The organism is Streptomyces sp. bgisy159 (genome assembly GCF_965341775.1).
GTDB lineage: Bacteria > Actinomycetota > Actinomycetes > Streptomycetales > Streptomycetaceae > Streptomyces.
In genome coordinates, this window is record NZ_CBDQZH010000019.1 from 1 (window position 1) to 15,292 (window position 15,292).

14 protein-coding genes and 1 pseudogene are annotated in these 15,292 nt (G+C 73.4%); 7 read left to right on the plus strand and 8 right to left on the minus strand.

Annotation, left to right across the window (positions count from 1 at the left end; all coding sequences use genetic code 11):
- Together ACSLTV_RS19415 and ACSLTV_RS19420 are read right to left on the minus strand one after the other, a co-directional pair.
- Positions 1–795: maltotransferase domain-containing protein (locus ACSLTV_RS19415; protein WP_435612551.1), on the minus strand; the 795-nt coding region annotated here is incomplete at its 3' end.
- A gap of 68 nt (positions 796–863) precedes the next feature.
- On the minus strand, positions 864–1,154 hold the full coding sequence (locus tag ACSLTV_RS19420) for a DUF5133 domain-containing protein (RefSeq protein ID WP_432135409.1): 291 nt from the start codon (positions 1,152–1,154) through the stop codon (positions 864–866).
- 258 nt (positions 1,155–1,412) lie between these two features.
- On the opposite strand from ACSLTV_RS19420, the gene ACSLTV_RS19425 reads away from it, so the two are divergent.
- Together ACSLTV_RS19425 and glgX are read left to right on the plus strand one after the other, a co-directional pair.
- Positions 1,413–1,904, plus strand: a complete 492-nt coding sequence (locus ACSLTV_RS19425; protein ID WP_432135398.1) for a pep a2 — start codon at positions 1,413–1,415, stop codon at positions 1,902–1,904.
- Positions 1,905–1,930: 26 nt separating this feature from the next.
- The gene (gene glgX / locus ACSLTV_RS19430; protein ID WP_432135397.1) at positions 1,931–4,105 is read left to right on the plus strand and encodes a glycogen debranching protein GlgX; all 2,175 of its coding nucleotides are present in this window, start codon (positions 1,931–1,933) and stop codon (positions 4,103–4,105) included.
- Between the two features lie 70 nt (positions 4,106–4,175).
- Here the strand turns inward: glgX and ACSLTV_RS19435 are convergent, their stop codons facing one another.
- On the minus strand, positions 4,176–4,973 hold the full coding sequence (locus tag ACSLTV_RS19435; protein ID WP_432135396.1) for a VOC family protein: 798 nt from the start codon (positions 4,971–4,973) through the stop codon (positions 4,176–4,178).
- Positions 4,974–5,088: 115 nt separating this feature from the next.
- On the opposite strand from ACSLTV_RS19435, the gene ACSLTV_RS19440 reads away from it, so the two are divergent.
- Entirely contained in the window at positions 5,089–5,418 is a 330-nt protein-coding gene (locus tag ACSLTV_RS19440; protein ID WP_432135395.1) for an ANTAR domain-containing protein, read from the plus strand.
- A gap of 72 nt (positions 5,419–5,490) precedes the next feature.
- Here ACSLTV_RS19440 and ACSLTV_RS19445 read toward each other — a convergent pair whose 3' ends face one another.
- The gene (locus tag ACSLTV_RS19445; RefSeq protein WP_432135394.1) at positions 5,491–6,282 is read right to left on the minus strand and encodes a SigB/SigF/SigG family RNA polymerase sigma factor; all 792 of its coding nucleotides are present in this window, start codon (positions 6,280–6,282) and stop codon (positions 5,491–5,493) included.
- Between the two features lie 372 nt (positions 6,283–6,654).
- Between ACSLTV_RS19445 and ACSLTV_RS19450 the strand changes: the two genes are divergently transcribed.
- Positions 6,655–7,191, plus strand: coding sequence for a hypothetical protein (locus ACSLTV_RS19450; protein ID WP_432135393.1), 537 nt, complete (start codon positions 6,655–6,657; stop codon positions 7,189–7,191).
- A gap of 12 nt (positions 7,192–7,203) precedes the next feature.
- Here the strand turns inward: ACSLTV_RS19450 and hemC are convergent, their stop codons facing one another.
- The 3 genes from hemC to ligD form a co-directional block, all read right to left on the minus strand.
- A complete protein-coding gene (hemC, locus tag ACSLTV_RS19455; RefSeq protein ID WP_432135392.1) occupies positions 7,204–8,139 on the minus strand; it encodes a hydroxymethylbilane synthase in 936 nt (311 codons plus the stop codon).
- A 196-nt stretch (positions 8,140–8,335) separates the two neighbouring features.
- The gene (locus ACSLTV_RS19460; protein WP_432135391.1) at positions 8,336–9,112 is read right to left on the minus strand and encodes an NPP1 family protein; all 777 of its coding nucleotides are present in this window, start codon (positions 9,110–9,112) and stop codon (positions 8,336–8,338) included.
- 151 nt (positions 9,113–9,263) lie between these two features.
- Positions 9,264–10,244: a non-homologous end-joining DNA ligase gene (ligD, locus tag ACSLTV_RS19465; RefSeq protein ID WP_435612552.1), complete on the minus strand. Its 981-nt coding sequence runs from the start codon at positions 10,242–10,244 to the stop codon at positions 9,264–9,266.
- Between the two features lie 94 nt (positions 10,245–10,338).
- Between ligD and ACSLTV_RS19470 the strand changes: the two are divergent.
- The 3 genes and pseudogenes from ACSLTV_RS19470 to ACSLTV_RS19480 all read left to right on the plus strand — a co-directional run.
- A pseudogene (locus ACSLTV_RS19470) lies at positions 10,339–10,600 on the plus strand (helix-turn-helix transcriptional regulator); the annotation flags it as partial.
- Between the two features lie 79 nt (positions 10,601–10,679).
- A complete protein-coding gene (locus ACSLTV_RS19475; RefSeq protein WP_432135389.1) occupies positions 10,680–11,060 on the plus strand; it encodes a DoxX family protein in 381 nt (126 codons plus the stop codon).
- Complete coding sequence (locus tag ACSLTV_RS19480) at positions 11,057–11,530, plus strand: peroxiredoxin (RefSeq protein ID WP_432135388.1); 474 nt, start codon at positions 11,057–11,059, stop codon at positions 11,528–11,530. Before ACSLTV_RS19475 ends, ACSLTV_RS19480 begins: the two co-directional genes overlap by 4 nt.
- Before the next feature lie 270 nt (positions 11,531–11,800).
- On the opposite strand, the gene ACSLTV_RS19485 is transcribed toward ACSLTV_RS19480, so the two are convergent.
- The gene (locus ACSLTV_RS19485; RefSeq protein ID WP_435612553.1) at positions 11,801–15,142 is read right to left on the minus strand and encodes a VWA domain-containing protein; all 3,342 of its coding nucleotides are present in this window, start codon (positions 15,140–15,142) and stop codon (positions 11,801–11,803) included.
- Positions 15,143–15,292: the final 150 nt, after the last annotated feature.

A 15,292-nucleotide genomic window follows, 5' to 3' on the forward strand; every position in this document is an offset into this window, starting at 1 on the left:
ATCGGCAGGGGTGGCGCTGAGGGTGTTGTTGCGGCCCTTGCGGAAGGTGGTGCCGATCGGGTGGACGGGCGGCAGATACACCACGTCGAAGCCCATGGCGGCGATCGGCTCCAGCCGCCGGGCGGCCGTGCGGAACGTGCCGTGCGGGCGCTCGGGCGTACCCTCCGAACGCGGGAAGAACTCGTACCAGGAACCGAACAGCGCCCGCTCCCGCTCCACCAGCAGCGGCAGCGGATCCGACGCGCTGATCAGCTCCCGCAGCGGGTGGCGGGCCAGCACCTGGTCCGTCTCCGGGACGAGTCCTCCGGCCAGCCGCACGGACACCGGCAGCAGGTCGTCGCGGAGCGTCGCGGCGGCCGTCAGCAGCGTCGTGCGGTCGGGGCCTTCCGGCACTCCGGCGGCGGCCCGCTCGTAGAGGTCGGCACCCTCCTCCAGGACCACCCCGGTGTCGATCCCGGCCGGGATCTTGATGCGGGCGTGATGGCGCCAGGTGGCGATCGGATCGCTCCACGCCTCCACCCGGTAGGTCCAGCGTCCCTCGGAGTCCGGGGTGACCTCGGCGCCCCACCGGTCGGTGCCGGGCGCCAGTTCGCGCATCGGGGTCCACGGGCCGTGCCGGCCGTCGGGGGCGGTCAGTACGACGTTGGCGGCGACGACGTCGTGTCCCTCACGGAACACCGTCGCGGTGACCTGGAACGTCTCACCGACGACCGCCTTCGCCGGACGCCTGCCGCACTCCACTGCGGGACGGACGTCCCGGACCGGGATACGGCCGATGGCCGGGGTCGCACTCATCAGGTCTCACCTCCGCCGTAGTCGCGCCGGGCCCGCCGATCGGGCCTGGGTCCTGCGCCGGACGGGGGCTACCTCCCCGCCCGGGTCTCCGGTGACCGCCGTATCGACGGCGGACCGGGCCGGGTGCGCCCCGGCGTGCCGGTGCGTGCCGTCGCCCCGCGGCCGGCGCCGAGATAGTGCTCGGCGGCGTCCGCGGCCTCCCGCGCGCACCGCTTCCCCATCAGCACGCACAAGGTGTAGCCCGAGTCCTCGAAGGCCGCGCGCACGGCACGGTCGGCGGGGGAGGCGAGCATCATCTGCTCCCAGGTCCGGTACCGCCGCAACTGCCGGGTCACTTCGGCCTTCGAGGGCAGCAGCATGACGCCGTCCGCCTGCCGGGGCTCGCGAGCTTCCATGGCTACTCATGGTGCACGGACCACGACCCAACGTCCTGTTGGAGGTTCAACTACCGCATCGGGAGCCCCATCACTCTCATCGGCCCCTCGTGTTGCACGAATGGACTAACCCCTGCACCGTGGAGGTGACTCAGAAGCGAACCGTGCTCACGCTCCGCATCCCTCAGCCCGGCCCACCCGGGTGTTCCGGCAGCGCGAGCCTCGCGGTGAGGAGCCAACGAGATGAAGACCGCAGTGCCCTGCTACTACCACCTCGACGTGGAGGTCAGCCCCGAGCGGGTCGGACAGGTCAGGCGCATCCTGGCCGCTCACCTGCGGTACTGGGACCTCGACACACTCGTCGACCCCGTCTGCCGCGGCGCCGAGATGCTGCTGCGCGCCATCGACGAGCACGCGACGGACAAGAACACCTCCATCGAGATGTGGTGGAACGGCCAGCACCTCATCACGGCCGTGGGGGGCCACGACCGGGACCTGCGTCCCGACCCGGACCTGCGCGCCTGCCTGGGCCGCATCGCCGCGATGAGCGACGGCTGGGGGTGCTGCGCCACCAACGGGGGCGGCAACGTCATCTGGTTCTCGCAGCGCGCCCGCGCCGACGAGCGCGCCCCGCTGGTGCCGGTCGCGCCCGCGCCCAGCCTGCGTGAGGGGCTCCAGGTGCCGCGCGCGGTACCCGTCGCCGTACTCGCCGGCGCCGCCGGGGGCGCCCGGTGACCGGGGGGCGGAACAGGAAGGCAGGGGTGCCCGTGTGGAGCGGGCATCCCTACCCGTTGGGTGCCGAATTCGACGGCCAGGGCACCAATTTCGCCGTGTTCAGCGAGGTCGCCGAGCGCGTCGAGCTGGTCCTCGTCGACGACGCCGGACGGGCCCGGCAGCTGCCGCTCACCGAGGTCGACGGGTTCGTCTGGCACGGTTACGTCCCCGGGGTCGGCCCCGGCCAGCGCTACGGCTACCGGGTGCACGGGCCCTGGGCCCCGGCCGCCGGACACCGCTGCAATCCCGCGAAGCTGCTCCTCGACCCCTACGCCCGCGCCGTCGACGGACAGGTCGACAACCACGCCTCCCTCTTCGAGCGGGCGGGCGACCGCCCCGATCCGGCCGACAGCGCCGGGCACACCCTGCTCGGCGTGGTCACCGACCCGGCCTTCGACTGGGGCGGCGACCGCCCGCCCCGGCAGCCGTACGCCGACACGGTCATCTACGAGGCGCACGTACGCGGCCTGACCCGCACCCACCCCGACGTACCCCCCGAACTCCGGGGCACCTACGCGGGACTCGCCCACCCGGCGGTCGTCGGGCACCTCGTCGACCTCGGGGTGACCGCGGTGGAGCTGATGCCGGTCCACCAGTTCGTCCAGGACGGCGTCCTCACCGACCGGGGCCTGTCCAACTACTGGGGCTACAACACCATCGGCTACTTCGCGCCCCACAACGCCTACGCGGCGGGCGGCACCCGGGGTCAGCAGGTCAGCGAGTTCAAGGCCATGGTGAAGGCGCTGCACGCGGCCGGCCTGGAGGTCATCCTCGACGTCGTCTACAACCACACAGCCGAGGGCAACGAGCAAGGGCCCACGCTCTCCTTCCGGGGCATCGACAACTCCTCGTACTACCGCCTCGTCGACGGCGACTGGGCGCACTACTACGACACCACCGGCACCGGCAACAGCCTGCTGATGCGCCACCCCTACGTCCTGCAGCTGATCATGGACTCACTGCGGTACTGGGTGACCGAGATGCACGTCGACGGCTTCCGCTTCGACCTGGCGGCCACCCTGGCCCGGCAGTTCCACGAGGTGGACCGGCTGTCGGCGTTCTTCGACCTGATCCAGCAGGACCCGGTGATCAGCCGCGTCAAACTGATCGCCGAGCCGTGGGACGTCGGTGAGGGCGGCTACCAGGTGGGCAACTTCCCGCCGCTGTGGTCGGAGTGGAACGGCCGCTACCGGGACGCCGTGCGGGACTTCTGGCGCGCCCAGCCCGGCTCGCTGGGCGAGTTCGCCTCCCGGCTGACCGGCTCCTCCGACCTGTACGCCCGCAGCCGGCGCCGGCCGCGCGCCAGCGTCAACTTCGTCACCGCGCATGACGGGTTCACCCTGCGCGACCTCGTCTCGTACAACGACAAGCACAACCAGGCCAACGGCGAGGGCAACGGGGACGGCGAGAGCCACAACCGGTCCTGGAACTGCGGCGTGGAGGGCGAGACCGGCGACCGGGCGGTGCTCGCGCTGCGCGCCCGCCAGCAGCGCAACCTGCTGGCGACGCTGCTGCTGTCCCAGGGCATCCCGATGCTGCTGCACGGCGACGAACTCGGACGCACCCAGCGCGGCAACAACAACGCCTACTGCCAGGACAACGAGTTGTCGTGGATCGACTGGCGGCTCGGCGACGACCAGCGCCACCTGGTGGACTTCACCCGTCGGCTGCTCGCCCTGCGCGCCGCCCACCCGGTGCTGCGCCGGCGCCGCTTCTTCCTCGGCGAGACGGTCACCCACGCCGACCAGCCGCTGCCCGACCTGGTGTGGCTGCTGCCGGACGGGCGGGAGATGACCGACGCCGACTGGCAGGAGCCGGACGCGCACTGCCTGTCGGCCTTCCTCAACGGCGACGCCATCGCCGAACCGGACCAGTGCGGCCGGCCCGTCGTCGACGACTCCTTCCTGCTGCTGTTCAACGGCCACTGGGAGCCGGCGCGGTTCCGGCTGCCCCCGGCGGCCTACGGGGAGCGGTGGACCGTGTGCGTCGACACCGCCGAGCCGGACGGCGGCCCGGACGAGACCGAGTACAAGGCGGGTGCCCTGGTGCGGTTGATCCCCCGCAGCCTGATGGTGCTGTCGCGGCCCTCCCGCGGCCGTCCTTCGCGCACCCCGCGTTCCTCGCGCGCCCGGGCCCCGCGTTCCACGCGCGCCCGGGACTGACCGGCGCTCCCACGCGACCGCGGACCGGCCCACCAAGGGGCTGGTCCGCGGTCGTCGGTTCGGGGACGGGTCAGCGGCGCGAGCGGGACGTCACCGTGAACTGGGCGCCGTCCGGGTCGCGCAGCACCGCCTCGTCCTCGGTCACCTGCAGCACGCTGCCGCCGTGCTTCTCCGCCGTCCGCGCGCAGACCTCCACGTCGGGCGCGGCGAAGTGGACCTGCCAGTGCGGCCGGATCGTCGGGTCGGGCGCCGCCTCCAGAGCCCCGGAGACGATCCGCGCCACCACGTCGCCGCCGCTGCGCAGCACCACCTCGTCGCCCTCGTAGTGCACCTCGCAGCAGCCGGGCAGGTCGGTGGCCCAGTCGAGGATCTCCCCGTAGAAGATGGCGGCCGCGAACGCGTCGCGGGTGTGCAGCCGGATGAAGGCCGGTGCCGAGGAGCGCCACAGATCCCAGTTGCCGATCAGCTCGCCCTCCCACACCCCGAACGTCGCGCCGTCCCGGTCGGCGAGCAGCGCGGCCCGCCCGGGCGGCAGCGAGATCGGCCCCACCGCCGCCGTGCCGCCGCGCTCGCGCACCCGGGAGGCGGCCACGTCCGCGCTGGGCACGGCGAAGTACGGCGTCCAGGCGACGGCCATCTGCCACATCGTGGCGACCGCGGCGATCCCCGCCACCGGCATCTCGTCGGCGAGCGCGATCCGGAAGCGGTCGCCGAGCCGCCCCTTGCGCCACCGCCAGCCGAACACCGCACCGTAGAAGTCCTGCGTGGCCTCCAGGTCACGGCTGGTCAGACTCACCCAGCAGGGCGCTCCGAACACGGAGTGCGTGGTGACCCGGGTCGTGCCGGGAGGGGAAGACGGCTGGTTCATGGGCTCGCGTCCTGATCTGGTCGGCTGCCGGCCGGGGGTGGGGTGGTCGTGCTCCCAGTGTCCGACGGGAACCGCTCGGGGCGCCTGCCGAGAGGGCCGGTGGCACGATGGAGTCGTGGCACGAGTACCGCGGGGCACACCCGACGAAACTGCCGCGCAACTGCGCGAAGAGGTCGACCAGCTCAAGGAGGCGGTCGCCTCGCACGCTGTCGTCGACCAGGCCATCGGCATGGTCGTGGCCCTCGGCCGGGTCTCGCCCGACCAGGCGTGGACGGTGCTCAGGGAGGTGTCCCAGCACACCAACATCAAGCTGCGCAACGTCGCCGAGCTGATCCTCCTCTGGGGCCGCACCGGACGGATGCCGCTGGAGATCCACGCGGCACTGGAGGACTGCCTGGACCGGCTCGGCCCCACCCAGATCCCGGGGGCGCCGCCGACGGAGTGAACCGGCCGGGACGGACCGCCGGCCCGTCCCGGCCGGTTGCTCAGCGCCTTCGCCGCTCAGCGTGCCCCGTCTTCAGCGCGACCCGGCGAGGATCTCCTCGCGCAGGCGGTCGAAGCAGCCGTTGAGCAGCCGTGAGACGTGCATCTGCGAGATGCCGAGGTGCTGGGCGATCCGGCTCTGCGTCATCCCCAGGAAGAAGCGCAGGTAGAGGATGGTCCGCTCACGCTCGGGCAGCGCGCGCAGACAGGGCGCGGCGGCGACCCGGTCCACCACCGTGTCGAAGCCGGGGTCGCGGTCGCCGAGCGCGTCCTGGAGGGCGTAGCCCTCGGTGCCGGGCAGCTCGGCCTCCAGCGACAGCGCGGAGAAGCACTCGAGGGCCTCCACGCCGGTGCGGACCTCCTCCTCGGTGAGCTGCGCGTGGTCCGCGATCTCCGCGACCGTCGGCTCCCGGCCCTCGGTGACCTGCGCCAGCTCCTTCACCGCGTGCCGCACCCGGTTGCGCAGGTCCTGGACGCGGCGCGGCACGTGCAGGGTCCACATGTGGTCGCGGAAGTGCCGCTTGATCTCGCCGGTGATCGTCGGTACCGCGTACGCCTCGAAGGCGCGGCCACGCGTGGGGTCGTAGTGGTCGACGGCCTTGACCAGGCCGAGTGCCGCAACCTGGTAGAGGTCCTCCAGCGTTTCGCCGCGGCCCCGGAACCGGACGGCGATGCGCTCGGCCATCGGCAGCCATGCCTGGACCAGTTCGTCCTTCAGTGCCTGGCGTTCCGTGCCCTCGGGCGTGGAGGCCAGCCGGGTGAAGCCGGCGGTGGTGTCCGGGGCGTCGTCGTGCGGATGCGGTCGCGTTCTGACGGTGGGACGCATCGTGCGCGCCTCCCTCAGGGGTGTGCCGTGGGGACGGGCACCGTGGGAAAGCGCGCTCGGACCACGCAGAACTGCCGGAGCCGCCGCGCGGGAACCCGCGGAGGTGCCTCCGGTCCGAAGCACATCTGGTCTCGTTCCCCCGACCGGGTGGTTCGAAACACGTACGGGCGAACCGATGATCTTGCCGGTCGACGTGATGTGCGGCACGCCCGCCCGGGCGGCTTCGGGGAGCGCCTGGCGGATTACCGCTGGGCAGCGCTTGATCATCGATCAAAAGGGGCGATTGCCCTGGCCACAGCGCATTCCGCTCATTTGACAGTGTGCTGAGCACACGGATAGGAAGCAGCCCGGGAGCAGGCGAGAGGGCGGATTGTGTACGAGCCGAACGTGGTCGGGGACTGGCAGGAGTACGAGGAGCATGCCGGTCTGCGTCTGCGCGTCCACCGACTGGAGCGGGGCGAGCCGCCGCGCGGACGCGACGACGCCGCCGACGGACTGACCTACTTCCGGCTGCGCGTCACCGTGGAGAACCGCGGCGACCGGCCCCGCACCGTCCATCTGGAGGACGGTCAGATCGATGTGCGCACGGGCCCCGACGGGGAGAGCGCGTTCGTCGACTGGCGCAGCACCCAGTTCATCGAGGGCTTCGACGTCTACCCGCTGCGCCGGGCCACCGCCGTGCTGTACGCGGCCGGCCCCGAGGCGGCCCTCGGCCAGATCGACGTCCAGATCCAGCTGCGCGTCGACGACGAGTGGAGCGAGCGCCGGATGTGGACCGGCCGTATCGGCGCCCAGGGGGAGTCCGTCGCCGCCCCGGCCGGTGGCGCGGCACACGACGGGCTCGCCGACGGGCTCGCGCACCAGGTGAGCTGCTTCCTGCGCCGCCAGGCGGAGGAGGGCACCGCCTGACCCGGACGGGGATCAGTGCGGGATGCCGTCGATCAGCTCCCGGGCGCCCTGCCGCAGCAGGGTCACCGCGACCGAGGTGCCCAGCGTGGCCGGGTCCAGGGGGCCCGCCCACTCGTGGGCGTTGAGCCGGGTCTTGCCGTCGGGGGTGAACACACACGCGCGCAGCGACAGGTCGCCGGACCGCTCCGCGTGGGCGTAGCCGGCGATCGGGCTGTTGCAGTGCCCTTGCAGGACGTGCAGGAACATGCGCTCGGCCGTCGCCTCCCGGTGGGTCGCGGGGTCGCCGAGGGCGCTGACCGCCTCTATCAGGGCGGTGTCGCCCTCGCGGCACTGCAGGGCGAGGATGCCGGCGCCGATCGGCGGCATCATCGTCTCCGGCGACAGCACCTCGCTGATCACGTCCGTCCGGCCGATGCGTTCCAGGCCGGACACGGCGAGCAGCAGCGCGTCCGCCTCCCCGGCGGCCAGCTTCTCCAGCCGCCGGTTGGCGTTGCCCCGGAACGGCACGCACCGCAGCTGCGGATGGCTGGCGGCCAGCTGGGCGGCGCGGCGCACCGAGGAGGTCCCGATCCGCGTCCCGGCCGGCAGCTCGTCCAGGGTCAGTCCCCGAGGGTGCACCAGGGCGTCACGGATGTCGTCGCGCTTGAGGAACGCGGCGAACACGGTGCCCGCCGGCAGCGGACGGTCCGCCGGGACGTCCTTCACGCAGTGCACCGCGAGGTCCGCCTCACCGGCCAGCAGCGCGGCGTCGACCTCCTTGGTGAACGCGCCCTTGCCCTCCACCTTCGACAGGTCGCCCAGCCACTTGTCGCCGGTGGTCCGCACCGGCACCACCTCGGTGCGCACGCCGGGCTGCGCCGCGGCCAACTCGGCGCGCACCCGTTCCACTTGGGCCAGCGCCATGGGCGAGTCCCGGGAGACGATCCGGATCAGGCGGTGAGAGGGCATGCGGGACACGATAGACCCTCGCGCGGGCTCACCGGTCCACGTCCGGGAAGTACCGCACCTTGTGCACGGCGCGCGCCCCGAGCCGGTCGTAGAAGCGGATCGCGCCCTCGTTCCAGGCCGGGGGACGCCACTGTTCCGGCCGTCATGGGCGGCCGGCCCCCCGGTGGACCAGGGGGCCGGCTCCCTCGGACGGTGCTCAGGCGTAGGGATCGAAGGCGATGCCCGACGGTTTGGCCTCCGCCAGGTGGCCGGCGAACGAGGCGTCCTTGAGGCCGAAGTGTGCGCTGCCGAAGTCGTGGGAGCTCAACTTGTCGCGCAGGCCCGCCGGGTAGCCGTCCCAGCCCACCAGCGGCGGGTACTGCCAGGTGCCCCGGTGGTTCTCCGGCGGCTCGTCGTTGCCGTTCGCGAGCCGGAAGCAGTGGGTGCCGATGCCGTCCTTGTGGTAGACGACCTTCGCGTGCGTGCCCTCGAAGCGGACGGTGGAGGCGGCGTGCACGGTGAACGACCCGTGGTTGGACGTCGCCACGTACCGGACCTGGCCGCCCTGCACCCACACCACCACGTGCTCCCAGTCGTGCCGGTGCCCGCCGAGGCTGATGCCCGGCAGCGCCTGGTCCTTCTCGAAGTACAGGCCGTAGAGGTAGGCGCACCAGTCGTGGTCGCACTTGGCGCGCGAGTAGCTGTTGGTGTTCTCCAGGTCACCGGCGTCGCGGCAGTTGCCGTTGAGCGCGCCGGTCGGCTTCAGGCCGCCGTTGACCGTGCCGTCGGGGCCGATCGCGGCGGAGGAGTAGCAGCCGTCGGTGTCGTAGTCGAACGCCGGACGGTACGTCAGCTCCTCCTGGGTCGCGTTCTGCGGCAGCGCCGGGGGCGGCGCGGCGTGGGCCACGGTGGGGACGGCGAGCACGAGCGCCGCGGCACCGGCGAGTCCGGTGAGCCATCTCCTGCGGTGTGCCTTGAACGACGGTGACGCCACTGCGTCCTCCTCGAAGAATCCGAGTGCAGCCCAACGGCTGGGATGCAAAACGGAGTTCAGCTTCCCGGCTTATCGCGTCCATGCCAAGAGGAGGGGGTGTACTCGCGGTGAAGCCCGGCTCGACAGACGGGTGGGCGGGAGCCGGCCCGGGTCAGCCGGTGCCGTCGGGGACGTCCGCCGCCGACTCCTCGGGCGTGAGATCCGGCCGCAGCCGCAGCCAGGACGGCTGACGCAGCAGCCCCGAACGGGTCCGGGTGCTGTGCCGGACCTCGCCCACCAGCCGGGGCTCCACCCAGTGCGCGCCCGTGACCTGCGGCACCGGGTCGAAGGGGCAGCGGGGCGTCGCGATGTCCCGCAGCCGCGCCGCCAGATCGGCCCTCTCGGCCTCGCTCCAGCCGGTGCCCACACCGCCGACGTACCGCAGGGCCGTCCCGGCGCGCTGCCCCACCAGGAGGGCGCCGAAGGTTCCCGTCAGCCGGCCCCTGCCGGGCGACCATCCGCCGATCACCACGTCCACGCCCAGCATGTTGCGGATCTTGATCCAGTTCCGGGAACGCACACCGGGCTCGTAGGGCGAGTCCAGCCGCTTGCACACCAGCCCCTCCAGGCCGTGCTCCCGGGTGGCCGCCAGCGCCTGCGGGCCGTGTCCGACGAGCGCCGACGGCGTGGACCACGTGGGCCCCGTCAGTTCCAGGCCCTCCAGCTCGGCGCGACGCCGGACGTACGGAAGCCGCAGCAGCGCGCGCCCCGCCAGGTGCATCACGTCGAACAGCACCAGGTGCACCGGCGCCCGGGCCGCCAGCCGCTCCGCGCGCGCCGGCGCGTGCGCCAGTCCCATCCGCGACTGCAGCGCCTGGAAGTCGGCCCGCCCCCGCGCGTCGAGCGCCAGGATCTCCCCGTCCAGCACCGCGGGCGTCCCGCCGAGCGCCGTGCCCAGCGGCCGCAGCTCCGGATAGGCCCCGGTGATGTCCTCCCCCGAACGGGCCCGCAGCACCAGGCCGCCGTCCCCGGGCAGATACACCACGGCCCGTTGGCCGTCCTGCTTGGTCTCGTACGCCCACCGCGCGTCCTGCGAGGCGGACGGCAACCCGCCCGGGGTGGCGAGCATCGGTGCGATCAGGGGCAGCTCCACGGGTCACTTGTCGACGGCTCCGCCCGTGCGCACGCCCCCGGGCGGCTGGTTTCCCCTGAACGGGGCAGCCTCCGCCGCCACCGCGCTCACCGTCGTCGACCTCGGCGCCGCGACCGGCGCCGGCGAACGCACTCTCAGCGGTTCTCTTCCGCGCCGAGTCCGGCATGACCTCCCCCCAGTGGCGCACCCGGTCCCGCCTCCACCACGCCCTGCGCCTGCTCGCCGACGGCGCCCCCGTCACCGTCGTCGCGCACCGCTGCGGCTGGTCGTCGGCCGGCGCGTTCACCGGCATGTTCCGCCGGCCGTCCGGCCGCACGCCGGGGCAGCACCGGCGGCACGGGCAGCGCCACCCGTGACGGCGTCCGCCGAGGGGCGCCTGCCACCACGCCCCTACCGTCGAGTAATATCGCGCGCCCGTCCATCGGAGGAGGAACCGTGCCCCGGTCCGAACGCTCACCCCTGTTGCTCGCCGGCCTGCTGGCCGCGGCGGGCGCCGCCCACTTCGCCGTGCCGAGGAACTTCGACGCGATCGTGCCGCGTGCCCTGCCCGGCTCGCCCCGTGCCTGGACCTACGCCAGCGGCGCCGCCGAACTGGTGCTGGCGGCCGGGGTGGCGCTGCCGCGCACCCGGCGCGCCGCCGCGCTGGCCACGGCGGCGTTCTTCGTCGGCGTGTTCCCGGCCAACGTCAAGATGGCGCTGGACTGGCGCGAGCGCCCCGCCCCGCAGCGGGCGGCGGCCCTCGGCAGGCTGCCCCTGCAGGTGCCGCTCGTCCTGTGGGCCCGCGGGGTGGCCGAGCGGGCGGAGGGCCGGGCATGAGCCGCGTCCCGAAGGCCGGTGACCGCGTCGACGACTTCACGCTGCCCGACGAGACCGGCACTCCGCGCACCCTGACCACACTGCTCGCCGACGGCCCCGTCGTCCTGTTCTTCTACCCGGCCGCCCTCACCCCCGGCTGCACCGCTCAGGCCTGCCACTTCCGCGACCTCGCCGCGGAGTTCGCCGAGGCCGGCGCGCGGCCCGTCGGCATCAGCGGTGATTCCGTCGACCGGCAGCAGGAGTTCGCCGGACGGCACACCCTCGGCATGCCGCTGCTGTCCGACGTGGACGGCGCGGTGCGGGACCGGTTCGGGGTGTCACGGGGCTTCGCGCTGGCGCCGACCAAGCGGGCCACCTTCGTCATAGCCGAGGACCGCACCGTCCTGGAGGTGGTCCGCAGTGAGCTGCGCATGAACACCCACGCCGACCGGGCCCTCGCCGCGCTGCGCGCCCGCCGCGCAACCGGTTGACCCGCCCGCCCGCGTCCGCAACCGCCGGGCCGACGGGCCACCCGCGCCGCTGACTGTCGACCGCTGACCGCTGACCGCTGACCGCTGACCGCCGGGCGGCGGGACCCACCCGTCCCGGCGGTCCCGCCGACCGCTTGACGCCCAGCTCACCCAGGGCTGGGGCGGCCGGCGGACCGTCGTCGGCAAGACCCTCTGGGCCGAACGGGGGCGACCGCCGCCCCCGTGAACCGGTCGGCCGGACGCCGCGCGCGGCCCGGACGGCCGCGCCGGTCAGAAGTTGGAGATCACACTGGTGAGGACATCGCTGATGACCTTCGGGTCCTGCGCCTTGTAGGCCCGGCCCCCGCCGGCGGCGGCGATCTTCTCCAGCACCGTCCGGCCGCCGGCGTCCTGCTCGTCCGCCTCGGAACCGTAGGCGATGGTGAAGATCCGGATCTGTTCCTTCATGCCGTCGATCCGGGCGAGCACGTCGTCCAGCGTCGGCGTGTCCGGCACCCCCTCGTTGCGCCCGTCGGTGAGCAGCACGAGCGCGTTGATGGAGTCCGCCGCGTAGCCTCCGCGCAGGGTGGCCAGGGCCGCGTCGACCGTGCCGTACAGCCCGGTGGCGCCGTTCGGGACGAGCCCCTTCACCTCCTTGGTGAGCTGCTCGCGGCGGGACCCGCCGCCCGCCAGGCCGGCGGACATCGGCCCGATGGGCACCAGCGATTGGTAGTGGTGCTCGCCGTCGATGTTCGCCGCGTTGGAGAACCGCCACAGCCCGACCCGGTCGGCGTCCCCGAACCCGCCGAACAGCGCAGGCTCGGCCTCCTTCAGCAGTTCCATCTTGGTCCTGCCGGTGCCCGGCACCTTGTCCTCCATCGACAGCGAGGTGTCGATGACGACGAGTACGTTGGCGGGCCGGCGCAGCCGGGACCACGCCTGCTGGATCCGGTCCAGGACCGGCCCCTGCGGCGCGCGGTAGGGGGAGAGTTCGGTGTCGGGCAGGGCGCCGTTGTCCGTGGTGACCTCCGAGCCCGGCAGCCGGTCGTGGGTGCGGAAGCCGTAGGGCGCGAAGTACCGGTCGAACACGGCACGGGTGTGCAGATGGGCGAGGAAGTCCGCGGCCACCGTCTGCTTGGGCGCCGGCAGCCCGTTGAGGACGACGTACGGGTGGTCGCTCTCCGGATTGCTGTCCTTCGGGTACAGCGAGACCAGGGGAGTGGTCGGCGGGCTGGTGCGCGCGCACCCCCGGGTGCCGTCGGTGGAGTACGAGCCGCACGGGTAGCCCTGGTTGTAGGCGACGACCGCGGCCTCCTCCACCGTCACCGCGGATATGTAGTCCAGCGCCTCGTCCGAGCCGCCGTGGTCGTCGGCGGCGCGCAGGTTGGACAGGAACGTCAGCGTGTCGTCCCCGTAGTGCACCACCGACTTCTCGATGTCCCGCACCAGCGCCTGGTTGTCCGGGTCGTCGATGTCCTTGACGGACAGTTCGGCGCTGGTGCCGGTGCGGGCGTAGAACGCGCCGACGGTCGCGTTCAGCCCCGAAGTCGAGTAGTTCGGGTTGGTCTTGCCGAGCTTCAGGGCACCCCACTGCCGCTGGCCGCGCTCGGCCCAGAAGTTCTTCGGGTCCTGCGCCCACCGGGCGAGGTCCTTCCAGCCGATCCGCTGCTCCGGCCAGCCCAGCGCCTGGGCCATCTTCTTGGGCATGGCGATGGTCAGCGGGCTGGTCACGATCGGCTCGGCCGTCTCCGGCAGCACCTTCAGCGCCTGGGGCGTGGCCCGCGACCGGGCGAGGGCGAGCCAGTCGCGTCCGGCGGGCGACCACACGTCGGGCGTCGGCCCGTCGTCCTCCGACCAGCCCCGGGACAGCGCGCGCATCCCGGTTCCGGAGTTGACGCCGGCGACGACGACCTTCACACAGTGCCCGTCGCTCCTGCGGGCCCCGTACCCGGTGGCGGCGTCGCCGAGCGGCGTCGACAGGTCGACGGACGCCGCGATCCGCAGGGTGACGTCGGCCTGTGCCGCGGGACACGGGGCCAGCGCCGAGCCCGCCTTGGTGGTACGGACCCCGTCCTCGCCGTCGTCCGACCCGCCGGACGGCAGCAGGGCCAGGACGAGCGCGGTGACGGCCGCGGCGACCCCGAGCACGGTCGCGGTGGCCGACCGCCGCGAGCCGAACGGCCGGGACAGCAGCCGGAACGTCCCGCTCCCCGACGGCTTCGCCGGCCGGCGGCCGGGCCGCGGCCGGGGAGCCTCACCGTCCGCCGTCGGGGCCGCACCACCGGCGGCTGAGCCGGATGCGGTGCCGGGCGCGGCGCCGCCGGGGTGCAAGGGGATGCCGGGGGAGGCGGATGCCGCAGGGGACGTGGATGCGGTGGGGGAGGGGGATGCGGCGGCGCCGTCGGTCCGCGGTGTTCCGGCACGGGCGCCACGGGACCCGGTCCCGGCGCCCGGCGCCGCACCGGCGTCGTCCGCACGGGACCCGCCGCCGGCGGAGGCACCCCGGGGTCCGGTGCCGCGGGCGGGTTCGGTGCCGGCGTCGGCCGCGAACGGGCCGTCACCGACGGTCCGCGGTCCGGCGTCGGCCGGGGGCGGCGTCCCGTCGACCGGAGCGGGGGAAGAGCGGAACCCCGCGTCGCCCGTGCCCGCCGCGGGCCCGTGTCCCGTCGCACCGGCCGCCCCTGTGCCGCCCGTGCCGCCTGTGTCGCCGCCCGTGCCGCCGCCCGTGCCGCTCGCGACGGCCGTCGGCCGTACCGCCGCGTCGGGGAGCCGCACCGCGGGCGGCACCTCGTCCGTGACCTCGTTCCCGGCCTCGTTGCCCACCTCGTGCACGACCCCGGCCGGACGACGGTCCGTCGGTGCGCCGACCGGCGGTCTGTCTGCCACCTCGGCGAACGCGCCCACCGGTGTCCCGCCCCACGGGGTGAACAGGACCAGCGCCTGGCCCACTTCGCGCAGCACCGCCACGGCCACCAGCGCCGCGTGCTCGGCCGCCATCCGCTGCTTGCCGGCCGCGTCCGCGGCGTGCTTGCGCCCGTCCGCCTTGTCGCTGATGCCGCGGATCGTCAGGGTCTGCATCCGCGAGACATGCGCCGCCTGACTGACCCCCGCGCTCTCCATCTCGATCGCGACGGCGTCGCTGTAGTGGTGCGCGAGCTGTTCCTTGAGCGGCGAGCGCGGATCGTTGAGCACCACCTCGCCGGCCGCGATCGGCTTGTGGTGCACCCGGAACCCCGGCTCCTCGGCCACGCGCATCGCGCGCTGCATCAGCCAGTGCGGGGTCTCCCACACGCGGGGCCGGGCGAGGCTGACCCCCGGGTCGTGCTTCTCGCTGTGGTAGGCGTAGATGTGGGTGCCGATGACCACGTCGCCGATCTCGACGTCGTCCTTCAACGAGCCCGCGACGCCGACGAACAGCAGCGCCGCGGGGCGGAACATCGCCCGGGCCTGCTCGGTGATCACGGCCGCCGCGATGTTGCCCTGCCCGATCAGCGCGAGCGCGGCCCGCCACCCGGTACCGCGCAGCCGGCCGACGTCGAAGACGGTCCCCGCGTCGTTCTCCCGCTGTTCGACGTGCGCGAGATGCCGCAGCATTGCGTCGTACTCCAGACGCAGTGCGGTGAGGATTACCACGGTGGGACGAGAGTCTGTCACGTGATCGACCGGGCCTCTGCTTCGACTCCTTGACGCGCGAACTGGGGGACATACGGTAACCCCGTGGTGGCACAGGGGCAGCAAGTCCGCCGATTCCCATGACCGTTCAGCCGAAATCGTGATGACCTC